At 68.5% G+C, this 17,623-nt stretch carries 17 protein-coding genes; 5 read left to right on the top strand and 12 right to left on the bottom strand.

Going from position 1 to position 17,623, the window contains the following annotated elements:
- Positions 1 to 116 precede the first annotated feature (116 nt).
- Positions 117 to 482, top strand: coding sequence for an STAS domain-containing protein (locus QSK35_RS00350; protein ID WP_285741135.1), 366 nt, complete (start codon positions 117 to 119; stop codon positions 480 to 482).
- A 12-nt stretch (positions 483 to 494) separates the two neighbouring features.
- Here the strand turns inward: QSK35_RS00350 and QSK35_RS00345 are convergent, their stop codons facing one another.
- Genes QSK35_RS00345 through QSK35_RS00335 form a run of 3 tightly spaced genes read right to left on the bottom strand, consistent with a single transcriptional unit; the run spans position 495 to position 2,664 of the window.
- Complete coding sequence (locus QSK35_RS00345; protein ID WP_285741134.1) at positions 495 to 1,058, bottom strand: hemerythrin domain-containing protein; 564 nt, start codon at positions 1,056 to 1,058, stop codon at positions 495 to 497.
- A complete protein-coding gene (locus QSK35_RS00340; RefSeq protein ID WP_285741133.1) occupies positions 1,055 to 2,263 on the bottom strand; it encodes a hypothetical protein in 1,209 nt (402 codons plus the stop codon). Before QSK35_RS00340 ends, QSK35_RS00345 begins: the two co-directional genes overlap by 4 nt.
- On the bottom strand, positions 2,260 to 2,664 hold the full coding sequence (locus QSK35_RS00335; protein ID WP_285741132.1) for an STAS domain-containing protein: 405 nt from the start codon (positions 2,662 to 2,664) through the stop codon (positions 2,260 to 2,262). The genes QSK35_RS00340 and QSK35_RS00335 overlap by 4 nt, the downstream gene beginning before the upstream one ends.
- Before the next feature lie 288 nt (positions 2,665 to 2,952).
- Here QSK35_RS00335 and QSK35_RS00330 point away from each other — a divergent pair, with 288 nt between their 5' ends.
- The gene (locus QSK35_RS00330; protein ID WP_285741131.1) at positions 2,953 to 4,020 is read left to right on the top strand and encodes a DUF6282 family protein; all 1,068 of its coding nucleotides are present in this window, start codon (positions 2,953 to 2,955) and stop codon (positions 4,018 to 4,020) included.
- 44 nt (positions 4,021 to 4,064) lie between these two features.
- Here the strand turns inward: QSK35_RS00330 and QSK35_RS00325 are convergent, their stop codons facing one another.
- Entirely contained in the window at positions 4,065 to 5,108 is a 1,044-nt protein-coding gene (locus tag QSK35_RS00325) for a methyltransferase (RefSeq protein WP_285741130.1), read from the bottom strand.
- 186 nt (positions 5,109 to 5,294) lie between these two features.
- Entirely contained in the window at positions 5,295 to 6,140 is an 846-nt protein-coding gene (locus tag QSK35_RS00320) for a LysR family transcriptional regulator (RefSeq protein WP_285741129.1), read from the bottom strand.
- 81 nt (positions 6,141 to 6,221) lie between these two features.
- On the opposite strand from QSK35_RS00320, the gene QSK35_RS00315 reads away from it, so the two are divergent.
- Positions 6,222 to 6,941, top strand: a complete 720-nt coding sequence (locus QSK35_RS00315) for an SDR family oxidoreductase (RefSeq protein WP_285741128.1) — start codon at positions 6,222 to 6,224, stop codon at positions 6,939 to 6,941.
- A gap of 123 nt (positions 6,942 to 7,064) precedes the next feature.
- Here QSK35_RS00315 and QSK35_RS00310 read toward each other — a convergent pair whose 3' ends face one another.
- The 3 genes from QSK35_RS00310 to QSK35_RS00300 all read right to left on the bottom strand — a co-directional run bounded on the left by QSK35_RS00310 (position 7,065) and on the right by QSK35_RS00300 (position 9,568).
- Positions 7,065 to 7,685, bottom strand: coding sequence for a DUF6875 domain-containing protein (locus tag QSK35_RS00310; protein WP_285741127.1), 621 nt, complete (start codon positions 7,683 to 7,685; stop codon positions 7,065 to 7,067).
- Between the two features lie 84 nt (positions 7,686 to 7,769).
- On the bottom strand, positions 7,770 to 8,396 hold the full coding sequence (locus QSK35_RS00305; protein WP_285741126.1) for a LysE family translocator: 627 nt from the start codon (positions 8,394 to 8,396) through the stop codon (positions 7,770 to 7,772).
- A gap of 188 nt (positions 8,397 to 8,584) precedes the next feature.
- On the bottom strand, positions 8,585 to 9,568 hold the full coding sequence (locus QSK35_RS00300; RefSeq protein ID WP_285741125.1) for a TDT family transporter: 984 nt from the start codon (positions 9,566 to 9,568) through the stop codon (positions 8,585 to 8,587).
- A gap of 109 nt (positions 9,569 to 9,677) precedes the next feature.
- Between QSK35_RS00300 and QSK35_RS00295 the strand changes: the two genes are divergently transcribed.
- Complete coding sequence (locus QSK35_RS00295) at positions 9,678 to 10,586, top strand: LysR family transcriptional regulator (protein WP_285741124.1); 909 nt, start codon at positions 9,678 to 9,680, stop codon at positions 10,584 to 10,586.
- Here the strand turns inward: QSK35_RS00295 and QSK35_RS00290 are convergent.
- Together QSK35_RS00290 and QSK35_RS00285 are read right to left on the bottom strand one after the other, a co-directional pair.
- Positions 10,583 to 12,724 carry a DEAD/DEAH box helicase gene (locus QSK35_RS00290; protein ID WP_285741123.1) on the bottom strand — a complete coding sequence of 714 codons (2,142 nt, stop codon included), beginning with the start codon at positions 12,722 to 12,724 and terminating at the stop codon, positions 10,583 to 10,585. The two genes, QSK35_RS00295 and QSK35_RS00290, sit on opposite strands and share 4 nt — an antisense overlap.
- A 32-nt stretch (positions 12,725 to 12,756) precedes the next feature.
- Positions 12,757 to 13,332: a QsdR family transcriptional regulator gene (locus QSK35_RS00285; protein WP_285741122.1), complete on the bottom strand. Its 576-nt coding sequence runs from the start codon at positions 13,330 to 13,332 to the stop codon at positions 12,757 to 12,759.
- 61 nt (positions 13,333 to 13,393) lie between these two features.
- Between QSK35_RS00285 and QSK35_RS00280 the strand changes: the two genes are divergently transcribed.
- Positions 13,394 to 14,329: a DUF1295 domain-containing protein gene (locus QSK35_RS00280; RefSeq protein ID WP_285741121.1), complete on the top strand. Its 936-nt coding sequence runs from the start codon at positions 13,394 to 13,396 to the stop codon at positions 14,327 to 14,329.
- A 19-nt stretch (positions 14,330 to 14,348) separates the two neighbouring features.
- Here the strand turns inward: QSK35_RS00280 and QSK35_RS00275 are convergent, their stop codons facing one another.
- Together QSK35_RS00275 and QSK35_RS00270 are read right to left on the bottom strand one after the other, a co-directional pair.
- Positions 14,349 to 15,431 (bottom strand): BtrH N-terminal domain-containing protein, encoded by a 1,083-nt coding sequence (locus QSK35_RS00275; protein ID WP_285741120.1) that lies wholly within the window; start codon positions 15,429 to 15,431, stop codon positions 14,349 to 14,351.
- 237 nt (positions 15,432 to 15,668) lie between these two features.
- Positions 15,669 to 17,564, bottom strand: a complete 1,896-nt coding sequence (locus QSK35_RS00270; RefSeq protein ID WP_285741119.1) for an LVIVD repeat-containing protein — start codon at positions 17,562 to 17,564, stop codon at positions 15,669 to 15,671.
- Between the last annotated feature and the right edge of the window lie 59 nt (positions 17,565 to 17,623).

The raw sequence follows: 17,623 nt of genomic DNA, 5'->3' as shown, positions 1-17,623 counted from the left end.
GCTGCTTTTCGTTCGCAGGGATGTCAGACAGGCGTTGCCCGCCCACGCGATCGGAGTGAAGTCGGCGTCGAACGACGTCCGGCAGGCACTGCGCGCGGCAGGGAAGAGCGACAGCCATGCAAGGCAGTCCCAATCCGAAGCGGGTCTCGGTCCAGATGCTCAGCGCCGATCCCCGCATCTCGGTCATCTCGATCGAAGGCGAGATCGACATGACCACTGAACACCTGGTCATCGGCGAGATCATGGACCGGCTCGCGGTCCGCCCGAAAACGTTCGTTCTGGATCTCACCGGGGTGACGTTCTTCGGTTCCGCGGGTCTGCACGTGTTGCTCGATGGCCAGGCCGCAGCCGAACGGCTGGGCACCAGGCTGGCCGTGGTCGTGCCGGAGCATGGTGTGGTGAACCGGGTGCTCACCCTCACCGGCGTTGACCGGCTCCTGGATCTGCGTCGAGACCTCGGCAGCGCTCTGCGCGGGTCATGAGCGCAATGAGAGTCAACCGGCCGTCCGGTCGTCGGTCGAGATCGCCTTGCTGACCGCGTCCTTCACCCGATCGAACAGAGCCAGCGCGGGACCCGCGGCGAGGTTCTCGACGCCGGTCTCCACACCGGGATGGGGATGCGTGGGGGCCACGCGTTCAGCGGCCCGCACCATCACGGCGAGGCCGCGCAGCTCCTTCTCATTGCAGCTGTGCCGCAGATAGGGGAACTCGTACTGTTCCTCGTGATGGGCGTGCAGCAGCACCGACGCACGTAGTTCCGCCAGGAGTGGCAGGAAGTCCTCGTGGTCCGCTCCCATCGACTCCAGACGGCTCAACAGTTCCTTGGCCTGCCGCTCCTCGGCGAGCCGGTCGTCCACGAGCGGTGCGCCGGCGTCGATCGCGCGCCGTGCGAGCGGGTGCACGACCTGCTCTTCCGCGGTCTCGTGCACGGCGAGCAGCCGCACCAGCTCCGCGAACGCGTCTCGCCGGTCCCGGCCGTCCGCCTCCTGCACGCGAGTGAAGAGGTCGCGGATCTGCCCGTGCTGTCCGAGCAGCAGCTGGATCACGTCCTCGGTCATCGCTTCACCTGCTGCCTCAGTTCGGGCGCCGGGTGCTCGCCCTCGGTCTCCAGCCGGTAGTCCGTGCCGTACTGCTCGCGGTGCAGGTCGATCACCTGCTCGCTGGGCGGCTCGGCTCCGCCGTGGATGTTCTCCTGCATGCGTTCGAAGCGTTCGTGTGCCTCGCGGACGTACCCGGTGCCGAGGGTGGTGAGGTCGATCTGCGTGTCCAGCAGCTCGCGGAGGTAGGCCTTGTTGGGCTCGAAGGTGACCGGCGCGGGCAGCTCCGGCGCGAGCACTTCCTCCGGTTCCCGGTCGTCGTGGGCGCGCATCAGGTCACACGCCACGTGCAGGTGCTCCAGCTCCATGTTCAGGTGAAGCTCCCAGATCGCCCGGATCCTCGGGTCGGACTCGGTCTCCATGAACGAGTGGTACAGGTAGCACTCGTTGTACTCGTGGTTCACCAGCCGTTCCCACCAGGTCTCGCCGGGGTCCACAAGGGACTCGTAGTGGGTGACGTGCTCCTCCTCGATGAGGCCGATCTCCTGGTAGAGCTGACGTGCGATCGGTTCCATGTACTCGGGTCCGACGTTCATGTAGAAGTTCATCGTCTGCTGCTCGGCCGACATGATGGTCAGCGCGTGCAGCTTCGAGATCGGCGCCGCGGTCGTCTTGTCGTACGGCTCGCGCACGTTGTCGTGCGGATGGCGGTGGTGGTACTTGGTGGGACGGCCGGGGATGACCTCGGTCAGCCCGTCGACGATGCGCTCCGCCTTGCGGCGCTGGATCATCTCGTAGAGGTTGGCGTACCGGTAGAGGTGGTCGAAGTCCTCCAGCACGCCGAACTGGTAGGCCTGCTTCAGGTACGGATCGGGCTCCATCCGCGCGACCCAGGCCGTGAGGTCCACGGCGACCTGTTCGTAGGCGATCGTGGTCTCCAGCGCCGACGCGGGAGCGGGCAACAACCAGTTCACGACTTTCTGTTGCTGCTGCTCGATGTAACGAACCTCGGCGAGCTGCCGCTTGACGTCCAGGTCCGCGCAATGCCTGGCGAACTGGTGGCTGAACAGCAGCGCTTCCACCTCGATGCCGTTCAACGCGATGATCCGGCACCGCGTGTACGGGTCGGCGTGGTCGGGGTCGGTGGGTTCGACGTTGAGCTCACGCCAGTTGCGCAGCTGGCGGTCGAGTGGGATCCCGCGCTGTTCCAGCGGGTTGAACGTCATGACGTCGTTCCTCTCGTCAGGGCTGCTGAGGGAAAACCGGTGGCCGGGCCGCAGATCGTCGCGAGCGCGTGACCGAGCGAAGGCCAGGCACATGTCAGCGCGTCGGGATCGTTGATCTGCACCGTCTTCGCCACCGCGTAGCTGTCGATCACGAGCTCCAGCGCGAGGCGCCTGCGCCCAACCCAGCGCCTCATGCCCGCCAAGGCCCGCATCCCGTCCGAGTGGAGAACCGTGACTTCTGACAGGTCGAGCACGACGGTTGCCAGGCGCTGATCGACGTGTTCCTTCAGACGACTCGCCAGCGCCACGAAGTCGGACGGGCCCGCCTGGCCGGCCAGGGCGATCACCACGACACCGGGCTCATGTCTGTGGCACCGGATGCTCTGCGCGTCGGTCGTCATCGTTGTGCCTTTCCGCTCAAGGGCTTGGCTGCAACGGCATCCCCGAGCGACGGTGGCGGTAAACCGAACGCGCGGCATTCCGCACCAGGCGGACACATCGCCTCCATCGCATTGCTCCACGCGGCACCACAAGTTGCTCTCGGTGTACCAGCCCTGGTGACGCACAGCCCCCAATACGCTCATTTCGGCGCGGCTCGCTTGAATTCGCCGGCACAGCGAATTTGTGAGTCGTTTCCGGGCGCAGGAAGCGCCGATGGGGACCTCAGAAGTCGCTCGTGGAGGGGACTGTTGGATTCATTCGACGAGGAGAGCGCATACCTGGCAGAGGCGAAACTGCGGCGCCGCAACAACGCGCCGCACGATCGTTATCTGTCGTCCTACCGGGCCCGGATGGGGGGATATCGGGGCGAAGTGCTCGTGCCGCCCGCGGTGTTCGGCGTGGAAGGGGCGGTCGACCTGCACTGCCATGCGCACGAAGGTCAGCAGGACGGGCTCGCGATCGCCAAGCTCGCGTCGGCGAGCGGTATCAAAGGCTTGCTGTTCAAGAGCATCATCTGGCGTCACCGCGATGACCTCGGCGGCCCGGCGGCCGCCGTGCGCGAGGTGGAAGACCGGCTGCGCGACTGGTGCGACGAGGTCGGCGTGCCGCCGACCCGGCTGTGGGCCGGCTGGATCGTCACCGACACGCGGGGCCTGTCCATGGTGGAGCAGGCGCGCAAGCAGTTCGCTGACGGGATTTCCGCGGTGTGGATGCCGGTGTTCAGCAGCGCCAACACGTTGAGCAAGGTCGGCGGTATGCGGTCGTGGTGGGGTGAGGAGCCCGACGGGTGGGCCGACCCGCTGCCGTGGGAGAAGGCCCTGAAGGTCGGCCACTACACGCTCGACGAGCGCGGCAGGCTCAAACCGGAGTACCGCGAGATCTTCCGGATGGCCGCCGACCACGACGTGATGATCTCGTTCGCGCACGCCACGCACCCCGAGATCTGGGAGATGGCCGAGCTGGTGCGGGACCTCGGCATCACCAAGGCGATCGTCGACCATCCGTTCAGCCCGTTCCTCGACCTGTCACTGGAGGAGATGCGCGAGCTGACCTCGGCGGGCATCTACATGAACTTCACCTACGACGAGATCTCGCCGCTGCTCGGCGTGGACCCGGCCGAGATGTGCCGCACCATCCAGGCACTCGGCACCCACCACGTCACGCTGTCCAGCGACGCGGGCGAGCCGCTGTTCCCCAACACCGTCGAGGCGCTGCGGCTCCTGCGAGCTCACATGCGAGCGTTCGGGCTGACCGACGACGAGGTGCACGAGACCAGCTCCATCAACCCGTCCAAGATCATGAACGCGGTGGACTGAGGGCAAGGGTGCGGTGCGCTCGCGCACCGCACCTCGCTACTTCGTCACTTCGTCGCGATGACGATCCCGTGGGGCGTCCACCCCTCGCCGGCAACGCGCCTGATCTTCGTCTGGTCGAAGCCCGCTGTCCGCAGCCAGGACTCGTACTGGTGCCAGGCGTAGATCATTCCGCCTTCGGCGGGCAGCGTGGCGAAGTAGACGCTGTCCAGCGCGGCCATCAGCGGGCCGTCCCCCTCATCGCTCGACATCGAGCTGAAGATGATCACCCGGCCGCCCTCGGGAAGCACCTCGTACGCCTTGCTCAGCAGGTGGATGTTCTGTTCCGGCTCCCAGATCACCAGCTGGTGCGAGAACAGCACCGTGTCCACATCGGCCGGGAACTCGTCGCGGAACATGTCGCCGCCGTGCACTGTCACGCGGCCGGCGAGCCCGTTGTCCTCGATCCGCTTGCGCGCGATCGGCCCGGTCGCCGGGATCTCCATCACGGTCACCTCGAGGTGCGGATGGGCGTATGCCAGCGCGATCGCGTTCACCCCGTCGCCGCCGCCGGCGTCAAGCACCTTCCGCGACGACGCGAAGTCGGCGTTGGCGAGCAGAAACGGATTCGAGAGCTCCGACCACGACCGCATGTACCGGTAGAACACGCGCTCCAGCTGCGGGTTCTCGACGAACCGGTGATAGAGGTCCCGGCCGACGCCCCGTACCCGGCGCAACCCGATGTTGGTGTTCTTCCGCAGCGACTCGACAAAGTCGGCCTGGGCCTCGTAGACGATGTGCGCCTCGAAGGCGACGACGCTCGTGAAGATGTCCCACTGGTCGTCCTCCATGAGCTGGTCCAGCACCGAGGCGTTGCGGTACCGGCGGTCCTCGACCGTGGTGAGCTTCAGCGACGTCGTGCCGAGCAGCAGCGTGTCCGTGGCCCGTTCGGCCAGCTGCAGCTCCTGGCCGATGTCTTCGCGGCAGAGGTTCGACTTCTTGTGCAACAGCTCGAAAAGGCCCAGCTCGCACCCCGCGTTGAGGTACTGGAACGCGGCATGGCCGAACAGAATCGGGGTCAGGCCGTCCATTGTGAGGCCGGTCGATCTCAACGTTGTTCCTCTCTTTGGGGGACTGCGTTGATCTACGACAATTCGAGTGGAATTGTAAATTCGAGCTTTCGGCGTCGATCTTCCGGACGCTACCACGCCGCGCGCCGAGAGGTCTTCTTTCGAATAATTCGCGGCAAATGTTCCGGAACAGGTTTTAGAGAGTTTCAGCGAGGTGAACGATCAGCCTCAGAGCCGGGTCGCCACCTCGACGAGCCGGGCCAGTGCCCGCGACCGGCTGTGCGGCGGCCAGGCGATGACCGTGGTCACCTTGGGCGCGTCCACCACAGGTACCGCGACCAGCTTCTCGCCCAGCTGGTTGCGCAACGACTCGGGCATGATCGCGGTGGTGCGCCCGAGCATGATCAGCTGCAGGAGCTGGGTGTGGTCCCTGACCTTCGGCCCGGGGCCGTCGGGATAGGTGCCGTCCCGGCGGGGCCAGCGCGGTGGCGGCAGGCCGGGCAGCCCGGTGACGTCGGAGGTACGCAGTGAGGTCTCGAGGCTGAGGGGATGTCCGGCGGGGAGCACCGCGATCTGCCCCTCGGAGCGCAGCACCTCGGTGTCGAAGCCGGTGGCGGAGTCGAACGGCAGGTACAACAGCGCGACGTCGGCTCGTCCATCGCGGAGCATGCCCTCCTGCTCGCCGATTCCGCACAGTTGCACATCGATCTCGACCGCGCCGGGTTCCGCGGCGTAGGCGTCGAGCAGCTTGGCCAGCAGTTCACCGGACGCGCCCGCCTTGGTCACCAGGACCAGGGCGGCCGACCCGGTGCCGGTACCGGCCCGGCGGGTGCGGCGGCCGGCGGCCTCCACGGCGTCCAATGCGGCCCGGCCCTCGGCCAACAGCACGGCTCCGGCCGCGGTCAGCTCCACCGACCGGTTGTCGCGGTGCAGCAACTCCACCCCGAGGCGGCGTTCCAGCCGCTGGATCGCGCGGGACAGCGGCGGCTGGGCGATCCCCAGCCGCTCCGCGGCCCGCCCGAAGTGCAGTTCCTCGGCGACCGCCACGAAGTACCGCAACTCCCGCGTCTCCATCCAGCCACGATACCCGGGAGGTATCACCGGCCATCCAAACGGTCTTGGCCGTGCGGCCCATTCCAGACCCACGATCGAGGCATGCAGACAACGACGGCGCTGGTGACCGGCGCCAACAAGGGAATCGGGTACGAGATCGCAGCGGGCCTGGGCGCACTTGGCTGGAGCGTCGGCGTAGGCGCCCGGGACCCCGAGCGGCTGCGGGTCGCCGTGGAGAAGTTGCAGGCGGGCGGCGTGGACGCCTTCGCGGTGCCGCTGGATGTGACCGACGACGCCAGCGTTGCGGCGGCGGCCCGGCTTGTCGAAGAGCGGGGCGGGCTCGACGTGCTGGTGAACAACGCCGGGGTGGTCGGCGGAGAGTCGCAGCAGCCCAGCACGGCCGACCTGGAGGGGATGCGGACCGCGGTGGAGACCAACGTCTTCGGCGTGGTCCGGGTGACCAACGCCCTCCTGCCGCTGCTGCGCCGCTCGGCGTCGCCCCGAATCGTGAACGTGTCGAGTTCGGTCGGCTCACTCACGCGGCAGAGCGCGGGTGGCGAGCAGGCCGGCCCGATCTCCATCGCCTACTCGCCGACCAAGACCTACCTCAACGCGGTCACCGTCCAGTACGCCCGCGAGCTCGCAGGAACCGGCATCCTGGTCAACGCGGGCTGCCCCGGCTACTGCGCCACCGACCTCAACGGCTTCCGCGGGCACCGCACCCCTCAGCAGGGGGCGGCCATCGCCGTCCACCTGGCCACCCTGCCCGACGACGGTCCCAGCGGCGGCTTCTTCCAGGACGATGACGTGGTGCCGTGGTAGCGGCGGCGACGCTGCGTGCCTGCGGGCGAGAAGGTCACGTCCGCTCAGCCGCATGATCGACACGGTCTACATTGGATTGTTCATTGTGGACAGTCCAATGTCCGGCGAACCCGGATCCGGCGATCAGCGGTAGTCGTACCGGCGCAGCGCCTCGGCGTACCGCTCGCGCAACAGCGGGTCCGAGACCCGCCCGTTCTGGTGCTGGGTGCCGAATCGCGCCCGGTACCGGTCGAACCAGTGCTTCCGGTCGCCGAGGAACAGGATGTCGTGCACGGCCATCCAGCGCAGCGCGAACAGCGGCAGCGGTGACCGGGACACCGGGAACGCCGGGTTGCGTACCGCGGGTTCCCGGCATCGCGGGTGGAACTGGCCGATCATCAGTCCCTGGCCGACCGCCTCGTCCTTGAGCTCGCTGTACACCTCGTCGACGACTTCCCAGCACTGGTCCGGGATCGCGGGGAAAACCACGATCCGCGTGGTCGTCTGCGCCGGGACCTGCTGTGAGAACTCCCCCATCTCCTCGCGGACGGCCTCGGCGACCTCGTCGCCGGAACCGCCCTCGACGTCGTAGCGCAGTGCCAGCGTGGCGTGCCGCCGCATCCGCGCCACGCGGACGAACGGGCACACGTCACCCGACCTTCCGAGATCGGGATGCGGTGCGCTGACGTAGTCGTCGAGCCACATGAGCACGCGGCGGATGTCCTGGTCCACCGTGCCCGGCAGCACCGCGAGGTCCTTCCGCATGGCCACCGACCAGGGCGGCCAAGGTAACTCCGAGCTGTCGAGCCGAGCCGTTTCCATATCTCCCCCAAAGTTGTTCGTGCATCGTCACTCGAGCAAGGTCTTCGCCACCGAGAAGGAGTCGACCGCGAGCACGACGGCGAACACCACCATCGCCAGCCCGCAGCAGAACACCGTGGTCCGGTACGCCTTCCTGTTGAGCCAGCGCCGGCCACCGCCGACCAGTCCGGCCAAAACCGTCTTGCTCCCCACCAGCAGGACGTAGAAACAGGCGACGAAGGCGACCGCGCCGCCCGGAGCCTCGTGCCAGGACGTCAGCACGACCGGGCCACCGATGGTCGCCCAGAACAGCCAGGGGTGCGGACTCAGGAAGTTCACCAGCGCCGCCTGGCGGAAGACGCCTTCCGTCGCACCGCCGTCCGGTGAGGTCAGCTCCACGGTCCTGCTGGACATCGCCGTCTGCACGCCGATGACCGCCACCAGGCAGGCACCCAGCAGCCCGATCAACCCGACCACGCCCACGGGCAGGTTCGCGAGCACCGTGAGCGTCAGCACAATGATCACCACGTCGGTGAGCAGCGGCGCGACGGCGACTCGCCACCCCGCCGCGAAACCGCCCTTCGCGGACGCCAGTATCACCAGCGTGAGCAACGGTCCCGGACTCACTCCGGCACCGAGCCCCATGACCGCGCCGAGCGCAATCCCATTGGACATGGGATATTCCCCCTGAACGCTGCGGTACGGCCGGACGCGCCGCACCCCCTCCGCTTGTTCATTGCCAGGATACACATGGGTTCCATCGGAACCAGGATTCGGCTGCACCCCAACGAATCGAGTTTGCTGGACGGCAGGATCCCCTTGTCCGCAATGGGTTGTGCGAAGCGGATCGAGATACAGAACCTCTACCGCTGAAACAGCGTGCGCACGGCCACCGTGACCCACGCCGCCACTAGCGCGCCGTACAGCACCACGGCCACGCCGGTGAACATCGCCGACGGAACACGTGCCGCCAGCGCGCTCGTGCCCGTCACCAACGTGCCGAGCGGGAACACGAAGCTCCACCACGTCAACGCGAACGGCAGCCCTCGCCGCACGGTTCGCACGGTCACGGTCGCCGCGATCGCCACCCACAGCAGCGCGAATCCCCAAGTTACCGTGCCGTAGAGAATGCCGAACGCGGTCTGACCGGGCAGCACGGGCACACCGGCGAGCAGGTTGGCGGCGGTGATCGACTGGCCCAGCGGCCCGAGCACGATCCACAGCGTCGGCACGGTCGAGGCCGCGCCCAGGCCGTGCTGGACGAGCCGCTGCCAGATCTGCGGCACGATCACCATCGTCGCGAACAGGCTCACACCGAACAGCGCGTAGCAGCCGAGCACCATCGCCTGCCGGAACGAGCCGTCCGGCAGGTGCTGAGCGAGCAAGGCACCCGATGCGGCCGAGACCATCGGTGGCACCACGGGCATCAGCCAGCCGCCGAACGCGCGTTCGCCACTGCCGATCATCCTCAGCGGCACCAGCACCGAGGTCGCGAGGCCGAGCGCGGTACCGAGAGTCCACAGTGTCCAGTCGACGGCGAGTGCGGCGGGCAGGCCGATCCAGTCGGAGCCGAGCAGCAGCGTGCCGGTGCCGACGGTCATCAACGCCATCGGTGGCGCGCCCCAGAACTGGGCCATTACCGGATCCGCGAGCTGCGAACGCACCGTCGCCCACGTCCAGCGCCGCGCGACCGCCACGACGAGGAATACGAGCAGCGCCGCGTCCAGCGCCCACACGAAGGTGGCGGGCGTGTGCAGGCCGGGCATCGCGGCCCCGGCGGTGCCGACGATGCCGGTGCCCATGACGGATGCGAAGAGGTTCGGGCCGAAGGGCGCCGCTCGTCGCACCTCGGGGGCACGGTGTGGATGAGGTGCGAGAGCGGTCACGACATGACCATCCTCCCGCTCGGGAGACCTCGGTAGGCATCGATCGCCGATGAACCCATAGGCTGTCCCTATGCCTCTGCCGTCCCGGGTCACCGACTTGACCGGCTTCGACCTGCTGCTGAGCGTGGCCGAGCTGGGCAGCATCGGCCGGGCGGCCGCGGCACACGGCATGTCCCAGCCCTCGGCGAGCGAACGCCTGCGCACCCTCGAAGCCCGCGCGGGCGTGACACTCCTCGAACGCACCTCCCGCGGCGCCCGCCTCACCACGGCCGGTCAGCTCGTGGCGGGGTGGGCGGCGCCGGTGCTCGCGCGGGCGGCCGACCTCGACGCCGGCATGACCAGCCTGCGCGCGGACCGCCAGAGCCAGCTCAGGATCGCCGCGAGCCTCACCGTGGCCGAGTACCTGCTGCCCACGTGGCTGATCGCGCTGCGGACCGTCAGTCCGGACACCGCGACCGTGCTGACTGCGGGCAACTCGGTGCACGTCGCCGAGCAGGTGCTGGCGCACAAGGCCGATCTCGGCTTCATCGAGTCGACCGACGTGCCGGCGGGCCTGACCGGCCGCGTCGTGGCCACGGACGAGCTGGTGCTGGTCGTCGCGCCAGGGCATCCCTGGGCCAAGCGCCGCCGCGTCACCGCCGTGCGGGCCGCCGCGACCCCGCTGGTGAGCAGGGAGCCGGGCTCGGGCACGCGGCAGGCCTGGGAGCACGCGCTCACATCGGCGGGGATCAGCAGCAGCGCCGAACCGTTGCTGGAGATGTCGTCGACGACCGCGATCAAGGCGGCCGCAACCGGTGGCATCGGGCCCGCGGTGCTGAGCATGCATGCCGTCGAGGCCGATCTCGCGACCCGCACCTTGGTCCGCGTCGAGGTGAGCGACCTCGACCTGCACCGGGCGTTGCGGGCGGTCTGGCCGGCGGGCAGGACACCTCGAGGGCCTGCCTCCGATCTGCTGACCATCGCGACGCGCCGATCCTAGAGACCAAGGCGCTGCTGCTCCGCCTGCACCACGCGCTGCTCCACCGACACCGCTGAGTCCAATGCGCTCGCGTGCGAGTGCTTCGTGTCGCTTTCACGCGCGTAGTGGTCGAAAAGCAGGGTCTTGTGGTCGCGGATCTCCCGCACCCGCGCGTCCACGCTGTCCTTGACCAGCAACCGGTGCACGTGGACCTTGCGGACCTGGCCCATCCGGTGACAACGGGCGATCGCCTGGTCCTCCGTGCTCGGTTTCCACTGCGGCTCGGCGATGATCACCACGGACGCGGCCTGGATGTTGAGGCCCACGCCGCCCGCCTCGATCTGGGCCACCAGCACCGCGTGGCCCTCGCACGCCGTGAACTCGTCCACCAGTTGTTGACGGCCCCGCGCCGGCGTCGCGCCGGTCAGGGGACCGAAGACTTCGACGTGGTTCGCGACCACGTCCAGCACGTCGTGGAAATACGAGAACACCACGACCTTCCAGCCGTTGTCCTTCGACTCCTCGATGATCTCCAGCAACCGCTCCAGCTTCGCCGAGCCGCGGGGCGTGCCCGGCGCGTAGGCGGCGCGGCGCATCGCCATCAGGTTCCCCTCGCGCACCGCGTCGAGGTACGCGCCTCGGTCCTGCTTGCCGAACTCGACCCAGTCCTCCATCTCCAGCAGTTCCGGCAACTCCCCCAGCACGTCCTCCTGGTTGCGCCGCAGGTACACCGGTGCGACAACGCGGCGGAAGGCCTTCGCTCCCACCACGGCGTCGATGGCGCCCGTGCGGGCCGCGACGCCCGGCTGGAGATAGGCGACCAGATTGCGGAACTCCTCGACGCGGTTCTCCATCGGCGTGCCGGTGAGCAGTACCACCCGCTCCGCGCGCTGCACGATCGTGTTGACCGCCTGTGAGCGCTGCGTGTCCGGGTTCTTCACGTAGTGCGCCTCGTCGACCACGACCAGCGCCGGGCGGAACCTCTTGGGCAGCACCAGTTTCGGCAACGTGCCGAACGTCGTCACGCCGACACCGCCCTGCGCCAGCCACTCGCCGACCGCGCCGTCGCGGCCCGCGCCGTGCATCCGGTGCGGCACGAGGTCGCTATGCCTGGCGATCTCGTTGACCCAGTTGACGACGACGCTCGCCGGGCAGACCACCAGGAATCCGCGCCGCCCACCGGCGGCGAGGCTCGCCATCACCGCGATCGCCTCGATCGTCTTGCCCAGTCCCATCTCGTCGCCGATGATGACGCGTTTGCGGGCCAGCGCGAACTTGGCCCCGAACACCTGATAGCCGCGCAGCGACACCTTCAGCAGTCTGGTGTCCAGTGTGGTCGCGTCGACCTCGTGCTCGATGTCGGCCGGGACGAAACCCTTGGCGGCACTGCGATCCGGCATCGCGTCCGCACCGGCGAGGTCGGCGAGGAGCGTGTTGTAGGCGGCCGCGTCGAGCTCGTAGTCACGCCACAGCGCGCGGTGATCCAGGTCCGGCACGCGCAGCTGCGTGCCCACCGCGCGCAACGCCGCCACGTCGCGACTGGCCAGCAGGGTCTCGAGCCGGTCGAGCGAGTCGATGGCGGCCTGCCGGTTCTTCCGCGAGGAGAAGAACATCCGCACCCGGCTCCAGGCCCGGGATGCGAGGCGCACGTCGGCGTCGATCCTGTCCAGCGCGTCTGCGAGCGGCTCGCGCAGCGGGCCGACGAGCTGGTTCGCCCTGCGCAGCTTGGACATCAGCTGCAGCAACTCGGTCTGGGCGCGGTCGGCGCGGTCGGGGTTCAGCCGGACCGTCGTGTCGCGCGCGACGCCGTCGACGACGGCGCGGGCGACCCGCACGATCTGCTCGGCGGACTGCCTGCCGATTCCGGGCACGCCGTCGAGCTGTTCCGGGCGCGCCTTGGCGATGTCGGCGACGGTCCGGTACCCGGCGGCCTTCAGCTTGCTCAGCCGCAGGTTCGCCTTGGTGTCCCGGAGTTTGTCCACCGGCATGGCGCGAAGCTTGTCGGCCACCAGCGAGTCCCGGACCGCCTGGTACTTGGCGGCGGCGAGCGCGAGCAGCCGATCCGGTTCCGCGTGCACCTCTGCCGCCTCGGCGCGGAACGCCTTCGCGGCGGCCAGCACCGCGCGAGCATGCCTACCGACCTTCGACGAGTCGTCCACCCGTGTCCTTTCGTCAGCCGGAGCACGTGATGCTAGGCGAGGAGTTTCCGGATGATGTCGGTGGCGGTGTCGATGTCCGGTGGGGCGCCGGTGATGACGTCGGAGTAGCAAAAGGACTCGGCCAGCCGGACCACGGCGTAGGCCAGCTTGGTCACCGGGATTTCCGACGTCTCGTCGTCGCGTTCGGCGCGGATGAGGTCGGCCAGTCCGGCCACCAGGCGGTACTGCACCACCCCCTGCTGGGAGGTCAGCACCCGCAGCGCGGTTTCGGGGTCGCGTTCGAGCAGGGCGCGCAGGGCCGGCGAGGCGACGGTGTCACGCATCGCCTGATCCAGAACCGCGATCACCCTGGCCATGCCTTCCTGTCTGCTGGCCTGCCAGAGGCGCGCCCACGCTCGGTGGGTGATGGCCCACAGGACCTCGCCCAGGACCCGGTCGCGATCGCCGTACCGGCGATAGAGGGTGGCCCGGCCGATACCGGCCGCGGTGGCGAGGTCGCCCATGTCGATGCGGCTCTCGCGAAGGAACTGCCGGAGCGCGAGGGCGATGACCGGATCCACCTCGGGCTCGGTGGTCAGGTTCACGTTGGCCGCGACGTGAGACAGCATGTATAAATTGTCTCACGGAGACATTCGGGCGGAATGTCTCACCAGGTGCGAGGAGAACGGCATGCGGCGAGTCTGGGGAATGCTGCCCTTCGCCCTGGTCGGAGTCGCGTTGCTGCTGGCCCCGGCCACCGCCGGGCCGGCCTGGTGGAACCTGGGGACTCAGGTCGTGTTGTTCACCCTGCTGGCGGCCGTTCCGGGGTACCTCACGCGGCATGTGTCCTACGTCGACGTTGCCTGGCCGTGGGGCCTGGTGGGCATCGGCGTGGTCACCGTGCTCACGGCCGACCGGCTCAGCGCGGTGACCGTCGCGGCCGCGGTCGCCTACCTCGCCATGGGCGCGCGGATGGGACTGTGGAGCCTGGTGCTGGCGACCAGGCACGGCTGGTGGACACCCGGCGCCCCCAAGGTCGAACTGCCCCGGTACCGGTATCAGCGGCGACGCTGGGAGCGGCAGGGGTTCCGCAGCGAGACGTGGTCCGTCCAGTACGAGATCTGGTTGCAGGGGCTGGCGAACGCGTCGGTGCTGGCCGTCCCCGCGTTCATCGTCGCCGCCGATCCCCAGCGACGGCTGTCCGTCTGGACCGCGATCGCACTGACCCTGTGGGCCGGGTCGTACGTGCTGGAGTCGGTGGCCGACCGCCAGAAGCAGCGGTTCGCCGCCCGCGGGGAACGCGGTACCTGTGATCGCGGGCTGTGGCGCTACAGCCGGCACCCGAACTACTTCTTCCAATGGATGCAGTGGAACGCACTGGTTCTGCTCGCGCTGCCGTCACTGCCGGCCCGGTTCCACGACACCACGCCGGTGGTGTTGGCGCTGCTGGCCCTGGGCCTGTTCCTCGCTTCGTGGACGCTGTACGTCACGCTGACCAAGCACACCGGCGCCCGCCCCGCCGAGTACTACAGCGTTCGCAAACGCCCCGACTACGCGCGCTACCAGGCCACCACCAACATGTTCTTCCCCGGTCCCGTCAAACCCCTTGGGGTGGATGCGGAGTAGCACATGCGGCGTGCGTCGGTCACCATCGCTCGACGGCTGCCGCCAGTTCCCGGACCGCGGAGGTCTCCGCCTCATACAGTGCGGCCAACTGCGCCCCCATGTCCGCGAAGGAGCTCATCTCCCCCAGCGCATGCCACATCGAGGCGATCTCCAACCACCGGGGAGCCAACTCCCCCAAGCCGATCTGGGAGAGGAACTCGGCGAACAGCGGCCGGAGATTCCCGCCGGTGATCCCGATCCGCCCGTCTACCCCTTCCCGCACACTCCGCAGGGCGAGATCCAGTCCCCGCCCGTCCGCGAAGACCTGTGGCCACCCCTTGGCCGCACGCGTGTCGGTCATCATCCGCGACCACTTCCGCCATGCGGGCAACGAGAAGGAGTCAGAGGCCGCGGACAGATGCGCGACCACGTCCCGCAGTCCTTCCCGCACAGCGGAGGAAACGTGCAGGGGCCGCCCGGAATCGGTGATCACCAGGGACATGTTCTTCCACGACGTGACCCGAGCACAGGCCCGATCAAGGTCGGCCCGGTCGACGGTGAGCGGTGCCAGGTTCCGGTCGTCCAGGTAGACCCGAGACCCGGCAGCGGCATAGGCGACAACGGGATGCCCGCCGTGCCCGTCGAGCGACGAGGGCAGATCCCAGTACCCGACGTGGTACCGGTCCGGCCACAACATCACGGCGTTCCCGGCGTCCAGCTGCGACGTCAGGTACTCGGCGGCGGCCCGAGGAGCCGACCGATGCCAGGAACCGGCCACTCCCAGCCGGTCCAGCACCTTTGTGGTGCGCCGGCCGACGTACTGCCAGCTGTTGTGGAATCCCAGGGTCACATGCCTGCTGTTGTCGTGCTTGAACTCCCACAGGATGTACCCGGCCCCGATCCCGCCGCCGATGCCGAACAGCAAGGCCTCGGAAAGTCCGGTGAATCCCCCCGCCGAGAGCATCGCGTACAGACCGGCCGCGTCGGGGTCCGTGCCACCGCGCAACGTCCAGCCGGCGACCGGGGCGTCGCCGGTCAGGTGGGCCAGTGCGGTGGTGTAGCGCTCACCGGTCTTCGCCATCCGGGCGCGTACCTGGGACTTGAGCTGCTTGCGTAGGGTCATGGCCGTTCACTCCCGGCTGCCGCTGTGGCCCAAGATCCCACGCACCTCGATGCCGCGACAGCCAAAGGTGGGCATGCCGGCCTTGCGCTCCGAGGCTCACAAGGTCCCCTTTGCCTCCGCGTCAGCCGGGCGGCGTGGGCACCCGGTCAGGAGGTTGGGCGTGGAACTCGCCGGGAATCATCTTAATGAGCGAGGCCCTGTCGCCGAAAGTGCGACAGGGCCTCACGGGATCGCCGGCTACGGCCCAGTGGCGAACAGGTAGAGACCGTCGTCGCGGTCGCTGCCCGCGACGTAGGTCTTGCCGTTGCGGGTGAACGCCTCGACGCCCCAGAAGTCGTTGCCGTTGGGGGCGAGGTATCCGCCGGTTTCCGTCAACGCCGTGCCCACGATCGTCAGGGACCGCATGCCGCCCGCGTAGTACGACAGGTACGCGCGGTTCGGGTTGTTCGGGTCGGTGGCGACCTCGTGCACGGTCAGGTCACCGAACCCGACCGCGTACGCCGGGTCCATGGCCTCCGGAATGGCGAAGGTGTCCAGCTCGGCGAACTTCTTGTTCGCGTCGGCCTGGTTGCTGAACAGGTGCACGTAACCCCAGCCGTCGAAGGCCGCGGTCGCTTCGATCCGCGCACCGACGGTGCCGATCGCCGGACCGTCGGGGTAGGTGAAGCTGACGGGCGTGCCGAACATCTTGTGGTACGCCTCGTGGTTCGTGCACACGCCGACGACGGCGTCGACGAAGGCTCCGGATCCGCAGAACGGCGGGTTCTCGGTTCCGCCGTGCCGCTGGACGAAGACCACGCCGTCCCATCCGGCGAGCACGGCCTGGTGGGCCTTGTCGCCGGGGAAGCAGGCCGGTTCCGGTGCGTTCGGATCACCGGTCGGTCCTCGTTGCAGCACCACGATCTTCTCCTCACCGGGCTGCAGCGAGGCCAAGTAGCCGGGGACCGAGGCGGGCGTCGGGATCGCCGCCGAGTCCGGGCAGCCGTAGCCGCCGTAGACGACCGGTCCGTTGAGCTTGTCGTCGTTGAGGACGACGATCGGCGTGGAGCCGGGCACCGGGACCGAGGGGTACGGTCCGGCGTTCGGTCCACTGGCGATCGCGAAGTTCGTCGCTCCGTACGGCGCGAAGTCCTCGTCGGTGCCGATGAAGAACTGGTTGTCGGCGGTGAACTCGTTCTGGTGCCCGTTGCCCTCGGGAACGCGCTGGATGCCCGTCCGCGCAAGGAACTCCGGGTCCGGGTTGGTGTAGTCGGTGTCACCGATCAGCGTCGGATGCGTCGGGTCGTCGACGTTGAGCTGAACGTAGCCACCGTCCCAGTAGGACAGCAGCATGACCCAGTGGCCGTTGATCCGCTTGACGACCATGTCGTGCAGGAAAACCTGGACGAGCCCGAGGTTGGTCTGGGTGAGGCCGGGGAACTCGGCGTCGACGTCGATCTCCCGGATCAGCCGCGGCCGCTTCGGGTTGGTGATGTCGAGGATGTCGACGTCCGGCCCGCCCTGCTCGAAGTTGTCGGTGAGCACCACGTACGCCTTGCTGCCGGTGTCCCAGGCGAACGCGCTGTGGATGTCGTTGGCGTCGCCGAGCGAGAGGTTGGCGCGGTCGCCGAAGTGCTCGGAGAGCTTGACCGGCTTGCGCGGGTCGCTGACGTCGTACAGCGAGACACCGCCCCGGCCGTTCTTGCCGCAGTGCTCGTTGTTCATCACGAGCATCGTGCCGTCGTAGAACTTGGTGTCGATGTGCACGGCCTGCATGCCCTCGCCCGGCCGGCTGTCCTGGGAGTGCGGGATGAACCCGACCTGCTTCGGGTTCGTCATGTCGGTGATGTCGACGACGTAGGCGCCCGCGTCGGGGTCGCCGTTCTCGCGGTTGGTGTCGCAAGTGGCCTTGCCCCAGTTCGCCAGATAGGCGTACGTCGCGCGCGGGTCGATCGCGACGTCGGCGATCAGGTCGTCGGTGTTGGTCAGGTCGGCCTTGCCCAGGAACGTCAGGTCGCCCCACGCGCCGGGACCGAGCAAGTGTCCGTCGAGCGGGCCGTGCTGGCCGGGGTGGGCCACCACTACGCCCGGTGTCCCCATCGCCGCGGCGAGTGCTGCCGCCGCCAGCGCGGTGACTACGCGTTTGGTCCTCATGGGTCTGTCTCCTCGTTGAGACCCCCCTCAGAAGTAATCGCCCCCGATATATCCGGGGT

This window comes from Lentzea sp. NBRC 105346 (genome assembly GCF_030269605.1).
Classification (GTDB): Bacteria; Actinomycetota; Actinomycetes; order Mycobacteriales; family Pseudonocardiaceae; genus Lentzea.
Note: the sequence above shows the minus strand (reverse complement) of the source record. Positions and strands in the feature narration are given on the sequence as shown.